Source organism: Pseudomonas sp. KH_046_2 (assembly GCF_057838985.1).
Genome location: NZ_CM174480.1, coordinates 1,652,097 through 1,670,454, shown reverse-complemented (window position 1 = coordinate 1,670,454; position 18,358 = coordinate 1,652,097). Strand labels below are relative to the sequence as shown.

The following is an 18,358-nucleotide window of genomic DNA, read 5'->3' as shown; positions in this document are numbered from 1 at the left end:
GCCCCAGGCATTTCAACCGAGCACTTGACTGACAACAGCCAAGACGCAATTTAAAAAAACATCAAGCGCATACAGACAGCACCTCGAAAGGCACAGACTTCAACATTCAAAAAACACTTATCAACATGCAGGGTTACGCGCCACGAAAACCGGAACAAACACGTTCAATAAACATCGGTAACTCAACGACAGAAGCGATTACTTATCGCAGGGTTCCAGACAAGTTTCATTCGTCGGCGAACACACTTCACCACTGGGCATGGTCCTGCTGATGATGACGAAATCCTTCTTGGAAACGCCCACTGCGCCATTGAGCTTTTTCAAGTCGTAATAACAAAGGGCGGAACCATTGTTCACCATGGGTGCAATCAGTTTTTCATAATCAGCCACATGAACTTCGAAACCATTAAGCGCCTGTTCTGTGGTCAACGTCGTTGCAAACGTGTCAACGACGCCGGGAATGGGCGATGTACCATTCATCCCTGCGCACCCTTGCCAATGCAGGGTCACGACATCGTTCACATTGAAGGCCGGATTACCTTCCACTTTCACCCAGACCCCCTTCCAGAGCCTCGGGCATGCACAACAATTGAGAACACCGAATTTGCCCGCATGGGGGAACGACGGCTCTTTCAGATCCTCAATGACCACAATCAAGACACGGACCGAGGTGATTCGCGCTTGCTGCAGATTGATACCGTTGCTGGTGGTGTAGTAGACCGGCAGAGCCGGGTTGTCCCGATCCTGGTCAATCGCAGACCAGGGGATTGTAATCGGCACCCTTTTTCCCGCAACGTCGCCGGACTGGACAATATATTGCGCAACCGGTGTGCTGATCGCCCCCCAGTACAACTCGATCGTCTGCCCGCGTTGTGGATCGTCAAACAAGGTCAGAAATGCCTCGGCATCTTCACCAAAATCCTCAGAGAGCAAGGTGTTCAAGGTCTGGGATTTGACGCCATACACTTCAAGCAGGGCCAGCGTGGAGTTCAGCAGCGCTGGTGCATTGGCATGGTCCTGCCCGGCCACGGTCAAATCCATCGGCACCCGCGTTTCAAGCGATGGCGGCGTGTCTCCACTGCCGCGTTTCACCTTGTAAGTGATGCGCGCCGTCATTGGGCCAAGGCCATTGGCGCGGAGCACCGACCAAGGCACCGGAGCCACGAGCGGGAACTGTACGGGGTCGACTTTCAGCGGTGCCAAGGGGTTTGCATCCCAGTCGATCAACACCTCATCGCCCACATCGGGATTGTCATAGGCATCGATTTCTACCGTTACCGCACCTTGGTTCACCGCACCTTCACGAGCATGCTGACGGTCTATCAAGCCTCTGGCCGACAGCGGCACGCGTGGCGGCTTGAGATTGCCCGGCGCCGGGAGCAAGTCGACCGTCAGCGCTAAAAACGTCGAGCGTGGCCCACGGTTACCGGCCCAGTCCCGCAGCCGGTAATAGATGTAACGCTCCCCGTGGCCCCGATCCCGTATATCCGCCTCGTACATCGTGATGATCAGTTGATCATTGTCGATATCCAGCTGGCTGAAGGCCTGTTCGCGAATTTCCGCTTCCGAATCCGGTGGATTGGGAGTATCCGTCCAGTAATAAATCGCCCGATCCCGAGCCTGCACATCGACATATTTAGGCACTTTGAAGCGAACTTGCCCGTGCCGGGTCAAATAGTCGTCAGTGATGTTGCCCACGAGATCCAGCATCTGCAGCGCCACAGGTTGCTGACCATCATCGGGTTGAATCCGGTCGACCGTGATTTTCTTGATTTCGGATTCAGCCGAGTTGCCCCCGATGATGAGCTTGTACGACAGGTCATAGACCCCGTGAACCAACAAATCCCGTGGTACCGATACGATCTTGTCCCCCGAATCAATGGGGATGGGAAATCGAAATCTGCTGACTTCAAAAAAAACGTGTCCTACCGGCCTCCAACCAACGGCAACAATGTCTGCGACAAAAACCGGATCGGTGGAAAAATTCCACGCCGGTACAGTGACCTGCAGATCACTATTCAAAACGTTGCGCGGCACCAGCCCATCCGCACTTTCATTACCGTCCTCGTCTTTGAGAATGACCGGAACGATAGGCAACGGCAGGGCCATACCGTCCTCACCCTGGGCAGGCCCGGTACGCTCTGGGTCTATCGGAAATTTCGGGGACGGCATCGCTGATACTCCGTGGCAATGAATCAAGTGCAATGCGCCTGGCCAGTGAGTCACGTGCAAAACTGCCTTCACGGTCATCACATCGGCGCATCTGATGGGCCTAATTAAACGCCTGTCCGCTGATACTGCCTACTGTCAGAAATAACAGGTATTGCGACCACTCATCGCAAAACGGCCCTCAAATCACCTGATTTTGCAGTGTCCATAAAAAAACCCGCGCTCCCGATTGATTGAGAGCGCGGGTTCAGTGGTTGCGGCTTCGGCTTACACGGTATCCACCTTCAACGAATGATCGTTGAGCATGCCGTTGATGATGGTCGCCGTGTCGTGTCCGCCCGCGATCACCCCACCCGCTCCCGGAGTCACACCGTAATGACTGGCGAGGTTGACGCCAGCCAGGTCGATGGTCTGGTTCGACGCGGCGCCGGCCATGGCGCTGACGTCGATGCTGGTCACCGTCGACGGCCCGCTGCCGGTGATGGTGAAGTGCAGGTAGTCATCCAGCGAAGCCATGGTGCCGTTCTCCCCTTGCAGCAGTTGCGACAGGTCGAGCTTGTCGGTGCCGGGCGTGAAGTCGGTGATCACGTCATGGCCACTGTTGCCCTTGAGCCACTGGAAGGTATCCGCCCCGGTACCGCCGGTAAGGGTGTTGTTGCCCAGGCCACCGATCAGCAAGTCATCGCCACCCCCGCCATTGAGGATGTCGTTGCCCAGGCCGCCGTTGATCACGTTGCTGTTGTTGTCACCGGTCAGGGTGTCGTTGAGGTTCGAGCCGGTGAGGTTTTCGATGCCCGTCAGGGTGTCCGTGCCCGCGCCGAGTGTGTTCTGCGTAGCGAGCAGGCTGAGGTTGACCGTCACCCCGGCGGTGGCGTGAGCGTAACTGGCCGTGTCGATGCCCGTACCGCCATCGAGGATGTCATTGCCCGAACCGCTGTAGAGCAGATCATTGCCGGCGCCGCCATGCAGCTCGTTGTTGTCGGAACCGGCAGTGAGCACATCGTTGCCGTCGCCGGCATTGATGATGTTGTTGCCCGTGCCCGCCACCAGTACGTCATCCCCGCTGGTGCCGGTGAGGGTGTGACCGTCCTGATAGCTGATGATCAGGTTGGCCGAGTCGCTGCCGCCGTGGTTGTCGTTGGCGGTGTAGGTGCCGTGGTAGTCCGTGGTACCGGCCTGTACCCCGGCGTAGTTGATGGTCATGGTCAGCTGATAGTTTTCCGCCGAGTTCTCATCGCTGCCACTGGTGTTGGTGATGTTGGTCAGGTGGATCTGGTAAGTGCCTTCCGCGCTTGCGGTGATGGTGCCGCCATCGGCGATGCTTACGAACGCCCCGCCGTTGAGCGAATACTCCATTGTGACGTGCCCAGGGTCCAGATTGTGATCGAGGCTGAGCGTCTCACCCTGTTTCAGTTTGACCGTGATGAGGTCTTCATTGTTGCCATTGGAATTGTTCGCCGCGCCGAGATAGCCACTGACCACCAGCAGCGCCGTCATGGCCGTGTTGACCGCAAAGGCGTTACGCACGTTGGCCAGACTCTTGTTGGCGGGGTTGTTATTTTCACCGATAAAGCTGATCGCGCCGGTGCCGGTGAAGTCCGCGTCCCTGGCGATCCAGCCGGTGTTGAACGAAGTCGGTGTTGCCGAGAGTTGATCGCCGTTGGGGTCGGTGTCATTGGCCAGCAACAGTTCGCCCGGCACCACGATGTTGCTCGACAGCACGTTGGTGATGACGTGGTCATCGGCGGCCACTGGCGGTGCGTTCGGTATGACTTTGATCGTCAGGGTGGAACTGGCCAGGTCGCCGTCGTTGTCGCTGACGGTGAATCCGATGTTTTCGGTGATCAACACCGAGGTGGTTTTCTGCGAAATGTAGGCGTATTCACCGGTGTCGAGATTGACCTGCAAGGTGCCGCTGTTGTTGGTGGCAATGCTCAACGTGTTGTCCACGGTGTTGAACGTACCATGGTTGAGCCCGCCGCTGAAGTTCAGCGAACCCTGATTCGTGTTGCCGCTTGGATCGTAGGTGTACGTGGTGCCGTCCACCGTGATGGTCTTGATGAAACCGCCATCGGCGCCGAATGTACCGCCCTCGCCCAGCAGCGAACCGGTCACAGGCGCACCGATCACAGTGCCGGACAGCACCGAGTTGAGCTGGTTGAGGTCGGTCACCACCACCGCATTGGTGTCGGTGTGGCTGCTACCGTCATAGGCCAGTGGATTGAGATTATCATTGCTCACGCCGCTGCCCAGGCCGATCGCGTAGTTCTTGATGTCGTTGGCATCGAGGAAGGCCTTCAGCGCAGTCTCGTCGGCGGTGCCGATTTCCAGGCCAGTGTTGGGCTTGCCGTCGGAGAAGAAGTAGCCGACGTTTTGCGCACCGGTCAGTTTGCCAGAGGTGTTGAACGCGGTCTGCATGGTCACCACGGCCGCATCGTAGTTGGTGCCGCCGTTCGCGATGAGGCCGGCCAGCAGTGTCTTGGCGGTCGCGACATCGACCCACACCGAGGTCATGTCGGTAGCGCTGCTGCTGAAGGTGACGAGCTGCACTTTCACATCGCCCAGGTCATCGTATTTATCCAGCAAGGCACTGATGGCCTGCTTGGCCAAGGCCAGGCGCGACAGGCTCGCGCCCGACACGTCGAACACGCCGGAAGCGTCGGCCATGCTGCCGGAGACGTCGAGCACGATCAGCAGGTTGGAATCGATCTCCACCGCCGCCACCGAGCGATCCGTTGCCACCGCCTTGGGCACGTCATCGACAATATTGACCACGATGGTGCTGGTGCTGCTGTTGCCCAGCGCATCGGTGGCTTTGTAGGTGAAGCTTTCACTCAGGCTGTTCGGCCCGTCGTTGGCGTTCGGCGAGGTTTTCGGAGCCGAGGTCAGGGTGTAGGTGTAGCTGCCGTCGGGGTTGATCAGGATCTTTCCGTAGGTGCCTGTGGCGCTGCCGACCAGGGTATAGGTGAGCGCGCCGCTGGCACCCGAGACCGAACCGACCAGGGTCCCGGACGCGGTTTCGCCGGTGTTGCCCGGGTCGCTGCCGGTGACCGTACCGGCGACCAGGTCCTGGCCGTCCATGCTCAGGTCGAGGGCTTTTTCGTAGACCGTCACGTCGCTGTCGGGGTTGGCCTTGATGATGCTGTTGGCGACGTCGATGGTGATGGTGGTGGTGCTTTCATCGCCATCGGAATCACGCACGGTGTAGGTGAACGTATCGGTCGCGCCCGCATCGCCGACCGAATTCTGGTTGCTGTGGTACACCGCGTTGCCGTTGGCATCGAGCGTCAGGTAGCCATAGGTACCGTTGATCTGATTGCCCAGCCCGCCAATGGCAGACGTCGAGGTGTTGCCGCCGGCACGCACGCCAACCACCGTCGCCGGACCATCGGCGCCGCTGACGTCATTACCCAGCACACTGATGTTGACGGTGCCACCCTCCACTACCGACGACGAGTCTGGTTTGGCGCTTGGCAGGTCGTCGACGATCTTGACGTTGATCTGCCCGGTATCGCTGTCGCCATCGGTGTCGGTGGCCACGACGTTGATGTTCTCGATGAGGTTGTTGGTGCCGTTGGCCGTTGGATGGGCTTCGTTATCGTTCAGGGTGTAGCTGTAGCTGATCACGCCCTGGCTGAAACCGGTGATGGTCAGGGTGCTGCCCTGTGGTGTGAGGGCGGTTTGCGGGAAGCCGGTGACCACGCCACCGCTGACGACCGTGATGCCGCCCACGGTCAGGGTTTGCAGGCCATCGAGGGCGGCCACGGTGAAGGTACCGCTCTGGGTCAGTGCCGGCGTATCGGGGCTGGTGCCGTCGCTGAGATTTTTCTCATAGACCGTCAGCTCACCGCCATACACGTCGAGACCGTTGAGGGTGACCTTATCGTCGTTGTTGTGGACGTTCAGCACCAGGTCGGCGGTGCTGATGTCACCGTCGGCGTCCGTGAGGGTATAGGTGAAGGATTCGGTGTCGCTGCCACCGCCATGCAGGTTTTTGAAGTCCGCATTATCGGGATCCAGCGTGTAGGTGTAGGTGCCGTTGGCATTGAGTACCAGGGTGCCATAGGTACCGTTGAAGGTGCCTGGGGTGACCGGGCCGGCATCCGGGCCGATGGCGACTTTATCGGCGCCGATCACGTCGTTGCCGAACACATCGCCGCTGAGGCTTGGCACTGCCTCCGAAGCGGTGCCGAGGTTGCTGTCGTTCATCGCTTTGGGCACGTCATCGACAATGTTCACCACGATGGTGCTGGTGACGATGTTGCCCAACGAATCGGTGGCCTGGTAGGTAAAGGTTTCGTGCATCACGTTCGGGCCGTCATTGGCCTGCGGCGTGGTGCTCGGTGGCGTCGTCAGGGTGTAGGTGTAGGTGCCGTTGGCATTGAGCTGAATCTGCCCGTATGCCCCGAGATTACTGTCGACCAGGGCGTAGGTGATCGCGCCGACGGCTTGAGTGACCGAGCCCACCAGCGTGCCGGAAGCGGTTTCGCCAGTATTGGTCGGATCGCTGCCGGCGACGGTGCCGGCGACCAGGTCCTGGTCTTCCTGGTTCAGGTCGAGGGCTTTTTCCAGAACCGTCACGTCGTTGTCGCTGACGGCTTTCAGGTAACTGTTGTAGACGTCGATAGTGATGGTGGTGGTGCTTTCGTCACCATCGGAGTCGCGCACGGTGTAGGTGAACACATCCACCGCGCCGGGACCGCTTACTGCGTTAGGCGTGCTGTGATAAACGGCGTTGCCGTTGGCATCGAGGGTCAGGTAACCGTAGGTGCCGGCGATGTGGTCGCCGAGCCCGCCGATGGCCGAGCTTGAGGTGTCATCGCCGGAACGCACACCAACCACTGCACCAGTGATAGCAGGGCCATCGGCCCCGTCGATGTCGTTGTCCAGCACATTGCCGCTAACGGTGCCGCCCTCCTGCACCGAATCCGCGTCGGGTTTGGCGCTCGGCAGGTCATCGACGATCTTGACGTTGATCTGCCCGGTATCGCTGTCGCCATCGGTGTCGGTGGCCACGACGTTGATGTTCTCGATGAGGTTGTTGGTGCCATTGGCCACTGGATGGGCTTCGTTATCGTTGAGGGTGTAGCTGTAGCTGATCACGCCCTGGCTGAAACCGGTGATGGTCAGGGTGCTGCCCAGTGGCGTGACGGCGGTTTGCGGGAAACCGGCGACCACGCCACCGCTGACGACCGTGATGCCGCCCACGGTCAGGGTTTGCAGGCCATCGAGAGCGGCCACGGTGAAGGTGCCACTGCGGGTCAGGGCCGGCGTATCGGGGCTGGTGCCGTCGCTGAGATTTTTCTCGTAGACCGTCAGCTCACCGCCATACACGTCGAGGCCGTTGAGGGTGACCTTATCGTCGTTGTTGTGGACGTTCAGCACCAGGTCGGCGGTGCTGCTATCGCCGTCGGAATCGGTAAGGGTGTAGGTGAAGGTTTCGCTGCCGTTGCCGCCGCCGTGCAACGCCTTGAAGTCGGCATCGCTGGTGTTCAGCGTGTAGGTGTAAGTGCCGTTGGCATTGAGCACCAAAGTGCCGTAGGTGCCAGTGAAGGTGCCGGGGGTGATCGGACCGGCATTTTCACCAACAGTCACGCGATCGGCGCCTTGCACGTCGTTGCTCAGCACGTTGCCGTTCAGCGTCAGCAGGGTTTCCGAGGCAGTGCCATTGCTGTCGTCCACGCCATAGGGCAAGTCGTCGACGATGTTGACGTCGAGGCTGCCCGTCGCGGTGGTGCCGTTGTCATCGACCACGGTCACGGCGAACTGCTCAGGCAGGGTGTTGGCGCCGTTGGCATTGGGGTGGGCTTCGTTGTCGACCAGGGTGTAGCTGTAGCTCACGACACCGGTCGCCGCGTTGAACCCGGTAATGGTCAGCGTGCTGCCCAACGGCGTGGTGATCGATTGCGGGAAGCCAGCGGCCACGCCGGCGGTGACCACGGCGATGCCACCGACGCTCAGGGTGGTGACACCGTCGAGGGCCGTGACGGTGAAAGTGCCGTTCTGGGTCAGGTCTGGTGCGTCAGGGTTGCTGCCGTCACTGAGGTTTTTTTCGTAAACCGTCAGTTCACCGCCATATACGTTGAGGCCATGGAGGACCACCGGATTGTCGTTGTTGTGGATCTCCAGCACCAGGTTGGCGGTGCTGCTATCGCCGTCGGCGTCTGTCAGCGTATAGCTGAAGGTTTCGGTGCCGTCGCCGCCGCCGTGCAACGCCTTGAAATCGGCATCACTGGTGTTGAGGGTGTAGATGTAGGTGCCGTTGGCATTCAGCACCAGGGTGCCGTAGGTGCCGGTGAAAGTGCCGGGGGTGATCGGTCCGCTGTTTTCACCGAGCGTTACCCGATCCGCGCCTTGTACGTCGTTGCTCAGCACGTTGCCGTTCAGCGTCAGCAGGGTTTCCGAGGCAGTGCCATTGCTGTCGTCCACGCCATAGGGCAGGTCGTCGACGATGTTGACGTCGAGGCTACCCGTGGCCGTGGTGCCGTTGTCATCGACCACGGTCACGGCGAACTGTTCAGGCAGGGTGTTGGTACCGTTGGCGGTCGGGTGGGCTTCGTTGTCGACCAGGGTGTAGCTGTAGCTGACCACGCCAGTCGCCGCGTTGAAGCCGGTGATGGTCAGGGTGCTGCCCAACGGAGTGGTGAACGATTGCGGGAAGCCTGCCGACACGCCGGCGGTGACCACGGCGATACCACCGACGGTCAGGGTGGTGACACCGTCGAGGGCCGTGACGGTGAAAGTGCCGTTCTGGGTCAGCGCGGTGGCATCCGGTGCGCTGCCGTCGCTGAGGTTTTTCTCGAAGACGGTCAACTCGCCGCCCCCAGCGTTCAATCCGCCAATCGTGATTGGGTCATCGTTGTTGTGGATCTGCAGCACCAGGTTCGCGGTGCTGCTGTCGCCATCCGAATCGGTGAGGGTGTAGGTGAAGGTTTCGGTGCCGTCGCCGCCGCCGTGCAATGCCTTGAAATCGGCATCGCTGGTGTTCAGCGTGTAGGTGTAAGTGCCGTTGGCATTCAGTACCAAAGTGCCGTAGGTGCCAGTGAAGGTGCCGGGGGTGATCGGGCCGGCATTTTCACCGAGCGTTACCCGGTCGGCACCTAGTACGTCGTTGCTCAGCACGTTGCCGCTGAGGGTCAGCAGGGTTTCCGAGGCAGTGCCATTGCTGTCGCCCACGGCGTTGGGCAGGTCGTCGACGATGTTGACGTCGAGTGAACCGGTCGCGGTGGTGCCGTTGTCGTCGACCACGGTCACGGCGAATTGCTCAGGCAGGGTGTTGGTACCGTTGGCGGTCGGGTGGGCTTCGTTGTCCACCAGGGTGTAGCTGTAGCTGACCACGCCAGTCGCGGCGTTGAAGCCGGTGATGGTCAGGGTGCTGCCCAACGGGGTGGTGATCGATTGCGGGAAGCCGGCGGCCACGCCAGCGGTGACCACGGCGATGCCGCCGACGGTCAGGGTGGTTACGCCGTCGAGGGCGGCGACGGTGAAGGTGCCGTTCTGGGTCAGCGCGGTGGCATCCGGTGCGCTGCCGTCGCTGAGGTTTTTCTCGAAGACGGTCAACTCGCCTCCCTCAGCATTCAAACCGCCAATCGTGATCGGATCATCGTTGTTGTGGATCTGCAGCACCAGATTCGCGGTGCTGCTGTCGCCGTCCGAGTCGGTGAGGGTGTAGGTGAAGGTTTCGGTGCCGTCGCCACCGCCGTGCAATGCCTTGAAATCCGCATCGCTGGTGTTGAGGGTGTAGGTGTAAGTGCCGTTGGCATTGAGCACCAGGGTGCCGTAGGTGCCGGTGAAAGTGCCAGGGGTGATCGGGCCGCTGTTTTCCCCGACGGTTACCCGATCGGCGCCTTGCACGTCGTTGCTCAGTACGTTGCCGTTGAGGGTCAGCAGGGTTTCCGAAGCAGTGCCATTGTTGTCATCGACTGCTTGCGGCACGTCGTCGATGATGTTGATTGTCACTGTACCGGTAGTGCTGTCGCCATTGCTGTCGCTGGCCACCACGGTGACGTGTTCGACAAGACTATTGGCACCCTCGCCGCTCACGTGGGATTCGGCACGGTTGAGGGTGTAGCTGTAACTGACCACGCCCGTGGCCGGGTTGAAACCGGTGACGGTCAGCGTGCCGCCCAGCGGGGAGGTTATAGACTGCGGGAAACCTGCCGCCACGCCGCCGCTGATCAAGTTGATCGCGCCGATGCTGAGGCTGGTCAGCCCGTCTGGCGCATTGATGGTGAAGGTGCCGCTTCGCGTCAGCGAGCCTTCGTTCCTCGCCGAACCGTCGGCCAGGTTGGCTTCATTGACGGTCCGCTCGCCGTTCTGCTGCGACAGGCCGTCGAAGGTGACCGGATTGTTCGGCACCTGCGGCACCACCGGCGGCACCACAGGGGCTTCGTCCGCTACAGCGTTGTCCGGATTAGCGTTCAGGCGTTCTTCGGGAAGTTCGGGAATGCCATTGAACCCGGCCGTGGGGAAGCCAATGACCGGTTCGACTCGTCCGCCCACTTCTTCGAGCAGGACGAAACTATGGCCACTGCCCGGGATGCCGCCCGGTACACCGGTAGTCGTGGTAGGCCCGGCAGCGGTGGCTTCAGCGGTCTGGGTCGGGTCGTCGCCCGCCGCAATGGCTTTTTGCAGCTGTTCGACATCGGTCAGTTGCGCTTCGCTCGGCGTCAGCGCTTCAGGCGAGTCCACATGGGGAATCTGATTGGCGAGCAACTGCGGGGTCATCTGCATGCTGCTGCCGCGCCCAAGGGTCAGCTCCTGGCCATTTTGCAGATGCACCGCCACCGCGCCTTCAGCGCCGGTGCTCAGTTGGTCGCCGGCAAACAGCCGGTCCCCCTCGACCAAAGCACGCCGGGTGCCGTCGCTCGCAACCGCGAACACCTGACCGATGACCTTACTGACGATACCGATGAGCGTAGCCATGTGCACTTCCTCCGCAGCCAACCGCTGTCGGCAGCTTGTTTGTGCGAAGAACGTGCTCATGGCTCAAGCGGGTTGTCTGGCGGATCGTGTTGCGGGTGCCGGTTTACTTGAGTAAGCCGCGGCCCCGACAACGATCTCACCCAGCCAGTCGCTCACTGCGCTGTTTACGATTTCGGGAAAAACCCTCTGCAATCAATGGCATCGGATCCCTGTTCGCAACAACGTTGCCTGTGAGCGATGCGTAACGATCTCGAAGCACTCAAGTGACAAAAAACCGTCGCCATCAGATCGTTCGCATCCCTCCCCTCCAGCACTTCTCCGCTCTATTTCGATAAGTGGATTGGAACTTTCCTCAAACCCCGATGAGCGCCCTAGAGCCCATAAAACAAGGGCTTTCCAATTGAACAATGTGCTGGATTTTACAGAGCGCATAAGTTTTTTTTTGCATAGTCCTTATGAAAAAAATTTCTTAGCTACGCTCCAGAATGTTCTTAGCTCTTTTGTTAAAGAGGTGAAACAACTTTACCCACAAATGTCGTCAAATATTTGGCGATCGAGATAAGCACCATCAGGAATCAGGGAGATGTACATGCGCCTATTAACCCCCCTCTGCAGCGCGGTTCTGTTGGCCATGGCCTGCTCGTCCCAGGCTCAGGCAATGACGCTGACCGAAGCAATCCAGAGCACCATCGCGACCCACCCGGAACTGGCATCACGGGTGGACAGCCGTCTGTCGGCGGATGAGGACGTGAAGGTCGCCAAAGGGGGCTTTTATCCATCGGTTGATCTGAACGCCGCCTACGGGCGCGGGTACAGCGATAACACCAATACCCGGGCGCTCACCCCCGGCGGGCACAACACCGAAACCTTGAACTACACCCAGTCGGAATTGCGCCTGCGGCAAATGATCTTCGACGGGTTCAACACTTCCAACGAAGTCCAACGCACCAAAGGCGTGGTCAACTCGCGAGCCTATTACGCTCAGGGTACGGCTCAGGATCTGGCCCTGCGCACCACCGAGGTTTACCTCGAAGTGCTCAAGCGCCGCGAACTGGTGACACTGGCCAAGAACAACCTGCAAGCGCACTTGCGGGTCAACGACCAGATCGGCCTGCGCACCCAGCGAGGCGTGGGCAGCAATGCCGATGCCGACCAGTCCAGCGCTCGCCGGGCACTGGCAGAAAACAACCTCGACACCGCCGAAGTCGATCTGGCCGATGCCGAGTCGAACTTCTATGCCGTTGTGGGGCGCATGCCCGATGAACTCGAAACCCCGCCATCAATTCGCGGCGAAGTCCCCACCACCCTGCCCGAAGCCCAGCAGAGCATGGTGGAAAACAACCCTTTCCTGAAATCGGCCCAGGCCGACGTGCAATCGGCCGAAAGCCAGTACGAAGTCGCCAAGTCGCCGTTCTACCCACGCCTCGACGCCGAGGCAGCCGTAGGTGCGAACAACAATGTGCAGGGTGATGAAGGTCACGACAACGAATGGCGGGTCGGTGTGGTGATGAACTACAACCTGTTCCGCGGTGGCAGCGACAAGGCGCGCCTGGCCTCCGACTCGCACAAGATCAACCAGGCCATGGACATCCGTAACAATGCCCTGCGCCAGCTCAACGAAAACATTCACCTGGCCTGGAACGCCATGGTCAATGCCAAGAAACAAACCCCGACCGCCCGTGAATATGCCGAAACCAGCAAGCGCGTACGCATTGCCTACCAGGACCAGTTCGGCCTCGGTCAACGAACCCTGCTGGACCTGCTCGACAGTGAAAACGAACTCTACAACGCCAACCGTCGCTACACCGAAGTGCGCTACACCGAAGAGTTCTCGATGTACCGTATCCTGGCGGACATGGGCCAGTTGTTGAACAAGCAACGGGTCGTACTGCCCGCCGACGCGATCGCCCAGACCGAAGTGAAAAACGAAGCTCGTCTGCCTGAAATGAAGTAGCGCCCGGGAGGGTTCAATGACCAGCATGGAACCCGGCAACACCGGTATCGATCCGCGCCTGAGCTTCGATGACCCGCTTCTGGACGGCCTGTTGATCCTCTGCAAACTCCACGGCGCGACGGTCAGTCGCGCCAGCCTCAGTGCCGGGCTGCCAATGGCACACCAACGCCTGAGCCTGGACCTGCTGCCCCGTGCAGCGGCCCGGGCCGGTTTGCAGGCGCGCTTGCTGCGTCGCGACCTCAAAGACATCTCCTCGCTCAACCTGCCCGTGCTGCTGTTGCTCAACAACGGCCGCACGGCCGTCCTGCGCCGTTATGGCGAGGACGGCAAGGTGCTGATCCTGCCCAGCGAAGCCGACGGCGGCGAACAATGGCTCAGCCCCGAAGAGCTGGCCGAACACTACAGTGGCCAGGCATTGTTTGCCCGGCCACGCCACGAACTCGAAGACTTGCGTTCGCCGCTGGTGCCTCGGGTGCAGGCCTGGTTTCGCGATACGCTGAAGCTGTCGAAATGGCTATACAGCGATGCGATCCTGGCGAGCTTCCTGATCAACCTGCTGGGCCTGATGGTGCCGCTGTTCGTGATGCAAACCTACGACCGCGTGGTGCCGAACCAGGCCACTTCGACCTTGTGGGTGCTGGCGATCGGTCTGCTGATCGGCACCGCTTTCGAACTGGTGCTGCGAGTCGTGCGCGCGCACTTGCTGGATACCGCCGGCAAGAAAACCGATGTGATCCTGTCAGCCACCCTGTTCGAGCGCATCACCGGCATGGCGATGAAAGCGCGACCGGCGACCATCGGTGGCTTCGCCCAAAGCATTCATGACTTCCAGGGCCTGCGGGAGTTTCTCACCGCCGTAACCCTCACCAGTCTGATCGACCTGCCCTTCTGCCTGCTGATGCTATTGGTGATCGGCCTGCTCGGTGGCTGGCTGGTGGTGATCCCGATACTGGCGTTTCCCATCACCATCATCTTCGCCATGGTGATCCAGGTGCGCCTGCGCGACACCGTGCAGAAAAGCCTCAGCCTCGGCGCCGAACGCCAGGCACTGCTGATCGAAACCCTCAGCGGCCTGGAAACCCTCAAGGCCTGCAGCGCCGAAAGCGAACGCCAGCACAAATGGGAAAGCACCCACGGCGCCCTCACCCGCCTCGACAGCCATGCACGCAACCTCTCGGCCCTGGCCACCAACGGCACGCTGTTCATCCAGCAACTGTCCGGCATGGCGACCATCGTCGCCGGGGTCTACAGCATCATCGCCGGCAACCTCAGCGTTGGTGCCCTGGTGGCCAGCTACATGCTGGGCAGTCGGGTACTGGCGCCGCTTGGGCAGATCGCCGGCCTGATCACCCGCTACCAGCAAGCGCAACTGACCATGAAAAGCACCGACGCGCTGATGGGCCTGCCCCAGGAGCGCGACGCCAGGCAACGGCCGCTGGAGCGCACCCAACTGCAAGGCGCGCTGGATGTCGTCGGCGTGACCTTCCACTACAACGGCCAGAGTTCTCCCGCCCTGGCCAATGTCAGCTTCAGTGTGAAGCCCGGCGAGCGCGTCGGCATCATCGGCCGCAGCGGCTCGGGCAAAAGCACCCTGGCGCGGCTGGTGATGGGCTTCTACGAACCGGATGAAGGCCAGTTGCTGCTCGATGGCCTGGACCTGCGGCAACTGGACGTCGCCGACCTGCGCCATCAAATCGGTTACGTCGCCCACGACCTGCCGCTTCTGGCCGGCAGCCTGCGTGACAACCTGACCCTCGGCGCGCGCTATATCAGCGACTCACGCATGCTCGAAGTGGCGGAAATGACCGGCGTCACCGAACTGGCCCGACAACACCCGCAAGGCTTCGACCGGCCCGTGGGCGAACGCGGGCAACTGTTGTCCGGCGGCCAGCGTCAGGCCGTGTTGATGGCCCGGGCGATGTTGCTCGACCCGCCCATCATGCTGCTCGACGAACCCACCAGCGCCATGGACAACAGCAGCGAAGACGTCCTTCGGCAAAAACTTCACGCCTGGGTCCAGGGCAAAACCATCCTGCTGGTGACCCACCGCACCTCGATGCTGAGCCTGGTGGACCGGTTGGTGGTGCTGGACAACGGACGGATCGTCGCCGACGGTCCGAAAGAAGCGGTCATCGATGCACTGCGCAAGGGCCGTGTCGGCTCTGCGGCCGTCTAGGAGTCGTCCATGTCTGCCGATCAAGGATCCCGTGGCTACTTCGACAGTTTCAACAAAAGTGCCGAGACCGAGTTCATGCCGGAAACCGCCGGCGCCTCCTTGCAGGACTCACCGCGCTGGTCGCGGATCACCGTGTGGCTGGCCGCCGCGCTGGTGGTCAGCGCAGTGGTCTGGGCCAAATTCGCCGTGTTGCAGGAAGTGACCATGGGCGAAGGCAAGGCGATTCCGTCGAGCAAGGTCCAGGTGATCCAGAACCTGGAGGGCGGCATCGTCACTGAGATTTTCGTCCGCGAAGGACAAATGGTGAACAAGGGCGATACCTTGTTGCGCCTGGATGACACGCGCTACCTGTCGAACAAGGGCGAAAGCGAAGCCGATCGCTATGCCTTGACCGCGCAGGTCGAACGGCTTTCGGCCGAAGCCGAAGGCCGGCCGTTCAAGCTGTCGGAAGAAGTGATCGCCAAGGCTCCGCAAGTGGCCGAAGACGAGCGCTCGCTGTACGAGCAACGACAGCGGCGACTGGCCAGCGAGCAGCGCACCCTGAGCGAACAACTTCGGCAAAAAACCCAGGAGTTGGCGGAGTTTCGCTCGAAACAGGGGCAATTCAGTTCCAGCCTGGCGTTGTTGCAACAAGAGATGAACATGTCCGCACCGCTGGTGGGCACCGGTGCGGTGTCTCCGGTGGAAATCCTGCGGCTCAAACGCAGCGCGGTGGAGATTCGCGGCTCGCTGAACGCCACCACCCTGGCGATTCCCCGGGCGGAATCGGCGATCAACGAGATCAAAAGCAAGATCGACGAGTCGGAGCAAACCTTCCGCTCGGAAGCCGCCAAAGAGCTGAACGAGAAACGCACCGACCTGTCGAAAATAACGGCGTCGAGCATCGCCATCGACGACCGTGTCACCCGCACCACAGTGGTCTCGCCGGTGCACGGCATCATCAAGGTGTTGAAGATCAACACCATCGGCGGCGTGGTCCAGCCCGGCAGTGACATGGTGGAAATCGTGCCGCTGGAAGACAACCTGCTGATCGAAGCCAAGGTGCGCCCGCAGGACGTTGCATTCCTGCATCCGGGCCAGAAAGCCATGGTCAAGTTCAGTGCCTACGACTACACCATTTACGGCGGCCTGAGCGCCAAACTGGAACTGATCGGCGCCGACACCATCACCGACGACAAGGGCAACAGTTTCTATCTGATTCAGGTGCGTACCGATAAAAACCATTTGGGCGGGGATGTGAAACCGCTGCTGATCATCCCGGGGATGGTGGCGACGGTGGACATTATTTCCGGGGAGAAAACGGTACTGGATTACTTGCTTAAACCGGTGTTGAAAGCGCGGACCGAGGCGATGCGGGAAAGGTAGTCATTCTTCGAGGATTACAGTGACTGAACCGGCCTCTTCGCGGGCAAGCCCGCTCCCACAGTGTCCGTTGTGTACACAAAATCTGCGAACGCCACTGAACCTGTGGGAGCGGGCTTGCCCGCGAAGAGGCCGGCACATACAACGATCACATCTCGGCATGATTACGCTGAAAAACCTCCTCCCCCATCGCCGCAATCTGCCCCTCGATCAACGCCTCGAACGGCTTCAGCAACGGCGCAAACGTCGCCGGCGCTTCGAGGGTTTCCAGCGCCTGCACAATCGCCTCCACCGTCGACAACGCTCCCGGCCCCGGCGCCTTGCGCAGGCGATAGCGGGACACACCGCCTTCGGCCAGTGTCACCCTCGGCAACGCCGCCAGCAGCGGATTGAGGTGCAGCATCTTGCGCGCCTTGCGCCAGGTGCCGTCGGGAACCACCAGCAACAAGGGTTCGTCCGTCGCGGCACAAGCCTGCATCGGTTGGGCATCTTCGCCGGGAAACAGCAACCGCGCCCGATACCCCGGCTGATTCAACAGCGTCGGCAAATCCTCGAACACTTCCCCCACAATCAACTCGGCATTCTTCAACCCAAGCGCCGCCAGACGCGCAGTATTCAACGCATGGTTCACTTCGCTCGGATGCTGCAACAACAGTACCCGGGTGCGGCTGTCGAGGCTCGGGATCAACGGGCACAGGCAGTGGCTTTGCGGGCGCAGGCAGCGCGGACATTGAATTCTGGACATCGTCTTTACGCCTGATTCAGTTGTGCTTTGAGCAGATCACGGAAGGTCTGGATCAGCGGCTCGCGGCTACGGCCCCGGCGCACGATCATCGAGAACGGCGCCTGATAACCAAAGGTCGCCGGCAGCAACACCCGCAAGTCGCCCTTGTCGGCCCAGGCCTGGGCGTAGTGCTCCGGCAGGTAGCCGATGTAGGCGCCCGACAGCACCAGAATCAACTGGGCCTCCATACTTTCCACCGTTGCGGCGCTGTGCTTGAAACCGTGGCGCGCCAGTTCGGCCTGGCTCCAGTAGCCACGACCGACCATGCGCTGCTGGGTGATGACTTGCTCGGGAATACGCCGCTCGTTGAACAGCGGATGCCGCGTGCTGCAATACAACCAGTGTTGTTCACGGTACAGCGGCATGTACACCAGGCCGCTCATGCGCGTGGAAAACGCACCGATGGCCAAGTCGAGACGGTTGTCCTGCACGCCGAGTTGCAATTCGTAAGGGCTCATCACCGACAGGTGCAAGTGCACGGCCGGGTGTTCCTGGCTGTAGGCGCCGATGGCTTCGGCGAACGGCAGGGCCTTGTCGCTGACCGTGGAGTCGATCACACCGAGGTTCAAGGTGCCGCGCAACTCGCCCTTGAGGGCGGCGGCGTACTGCTCGAAGCCTTCGAGTTCGCCCAACAGACGCAGGGTTTCCTGATGGAACAACTCGCCCTTGCTGGTCAGGCTGAAACCGCCACGGCCGCGATGACACAGCACCAGGCCAAGAGCTGCTTCGAGCTGACTCATGTAGGTGCTGATGGCCGACGTCGAGAGATTGAGCTCCTGCTGGGCGTTGGCGAACCCCTGATGGCGCACCACGCTGACGAAGATGCGCAATAGTTTCAGGTCGGGTAAAGCGTTGGCCATGGGGACTCTCTCCAAAGATCGACGCGGAACACTGTGGCGAGGGGGCTTGCCCCCGTTGGGCTGCGCAGCGGCCCCAAACCCGTCATCCGAGGTGCATCAGGCAAACCGCGTCAGCGTGATTTACGGCG

General features: G+C 60.7%; 7 protein-coding genes. 3 read left to right on the top strand and 4 right to left on the bottom strand.

What is annotated here, in order from left to right:
* Positions 1–198: 198 nt before the first annotated feature.
* Complete coding sequence (locus AC3IX1_RS07580) at positions 199–2,109, bottom strand: hypothetical protein (RefSeq protein WP_489387713.1); 1,911 nt, start codon at positions 2,107–2,109, stop codon at positions 199–201.
* Between the two features lie 327 nt (positions 2,110–2,436).
* Positions 2,437–11,094 carry a retention module-containing protein gene (locus AC3IX1_RS07575; protein WP_489387712.1) on the bottom strand — a complete coding sequence of 2,886 codons (8,658 nt, stop codon included), beginning with the start codon at positions 11,092–11,094 and terminating at the stop codon, positions 2,437–2,439.
* A 589-nt stretch (positions 11,095–11,683) separates the two neighbouring features.
* On the opposite strand from AC3IX1_RS07575, the gene AC3IX1_RS07570 reads away from it, so the two are divergent.
* The 3 genes from AC3IX1_RS07570 to AC3IX1_RS07560 are packed head-to-tail and all read left to right on the top strand — an operon-like array spanning position 11,684 to position 16,589.
* Positions 11,684–13,048 (top strand): TolC family outer membrane protein, encoded by a 1,365-nt coding sequence (locus tag AC3IX1_RS07570; RefSeq protein WP_489387711.1) that lies wholly within the window; start codon positions 11,684–11,686, stop codon positions 13,046–13,048.
* Positions 13,049–13,064: 16 nt separating this feature from the next.
* Entirely contained in the window at positions 13,065–15,224 is a 2,160-nt protein-coding gene (locus tag AC3IX1_RS07565; RefSeq protein WP_489387710.1) for a type I secretion system permease/ATPase, read from the top strand.
* Between the two features lie 9 nt (positions 15,225–15,233).
* Complete coding sequence (locus AC3IX1_RS07560) at positions 15,234–16,589, top strand: HlyD family type I secretion periplasmic adaptor subunit (RefSeq protein WP_489387709.1); 1,356 nt, start codon at positions 15,234–15,236, stop codon at positions 16,587–16,589.
* Between the two features lie 145 nt (positions 16,590–16,734).
* Here the strand turns inward: AC3IX1_RS07560 and AC3IX1_RS07555 are convergent, their stop codons facing one another.
* Both AC3IX1_RS07555 and AC3IX1_RS07550 read right to left on the bottom strand, forming a co-directional pair.
* Positions 16,735–17,331, bottom strand: a complete 597-nt coding sequence (locus tag AC3IX1_RS07555; RefSeq protein ID WP_489387708.1) for a tRNA-uridine aminocarboxypropyltransferase — start codon at positions 17,329–17,331, stop codon at positions 16,735–16,737.
* Between the two features lie 5 nt (positions 17,332–17,336).
* Positions 17,337–18,230, bottom strand: coding sequence for a LysR family transcriptional regulator (locus AC3IX1_RS07550; protein ID WP_007972518.1), 894 nt, complete (start codon positions 18,228–18,230; stop codon positions 17,337–17,339).
* Between the last annotated feature and the right edge of the window lie 128 nt (positions 18,231–18,358).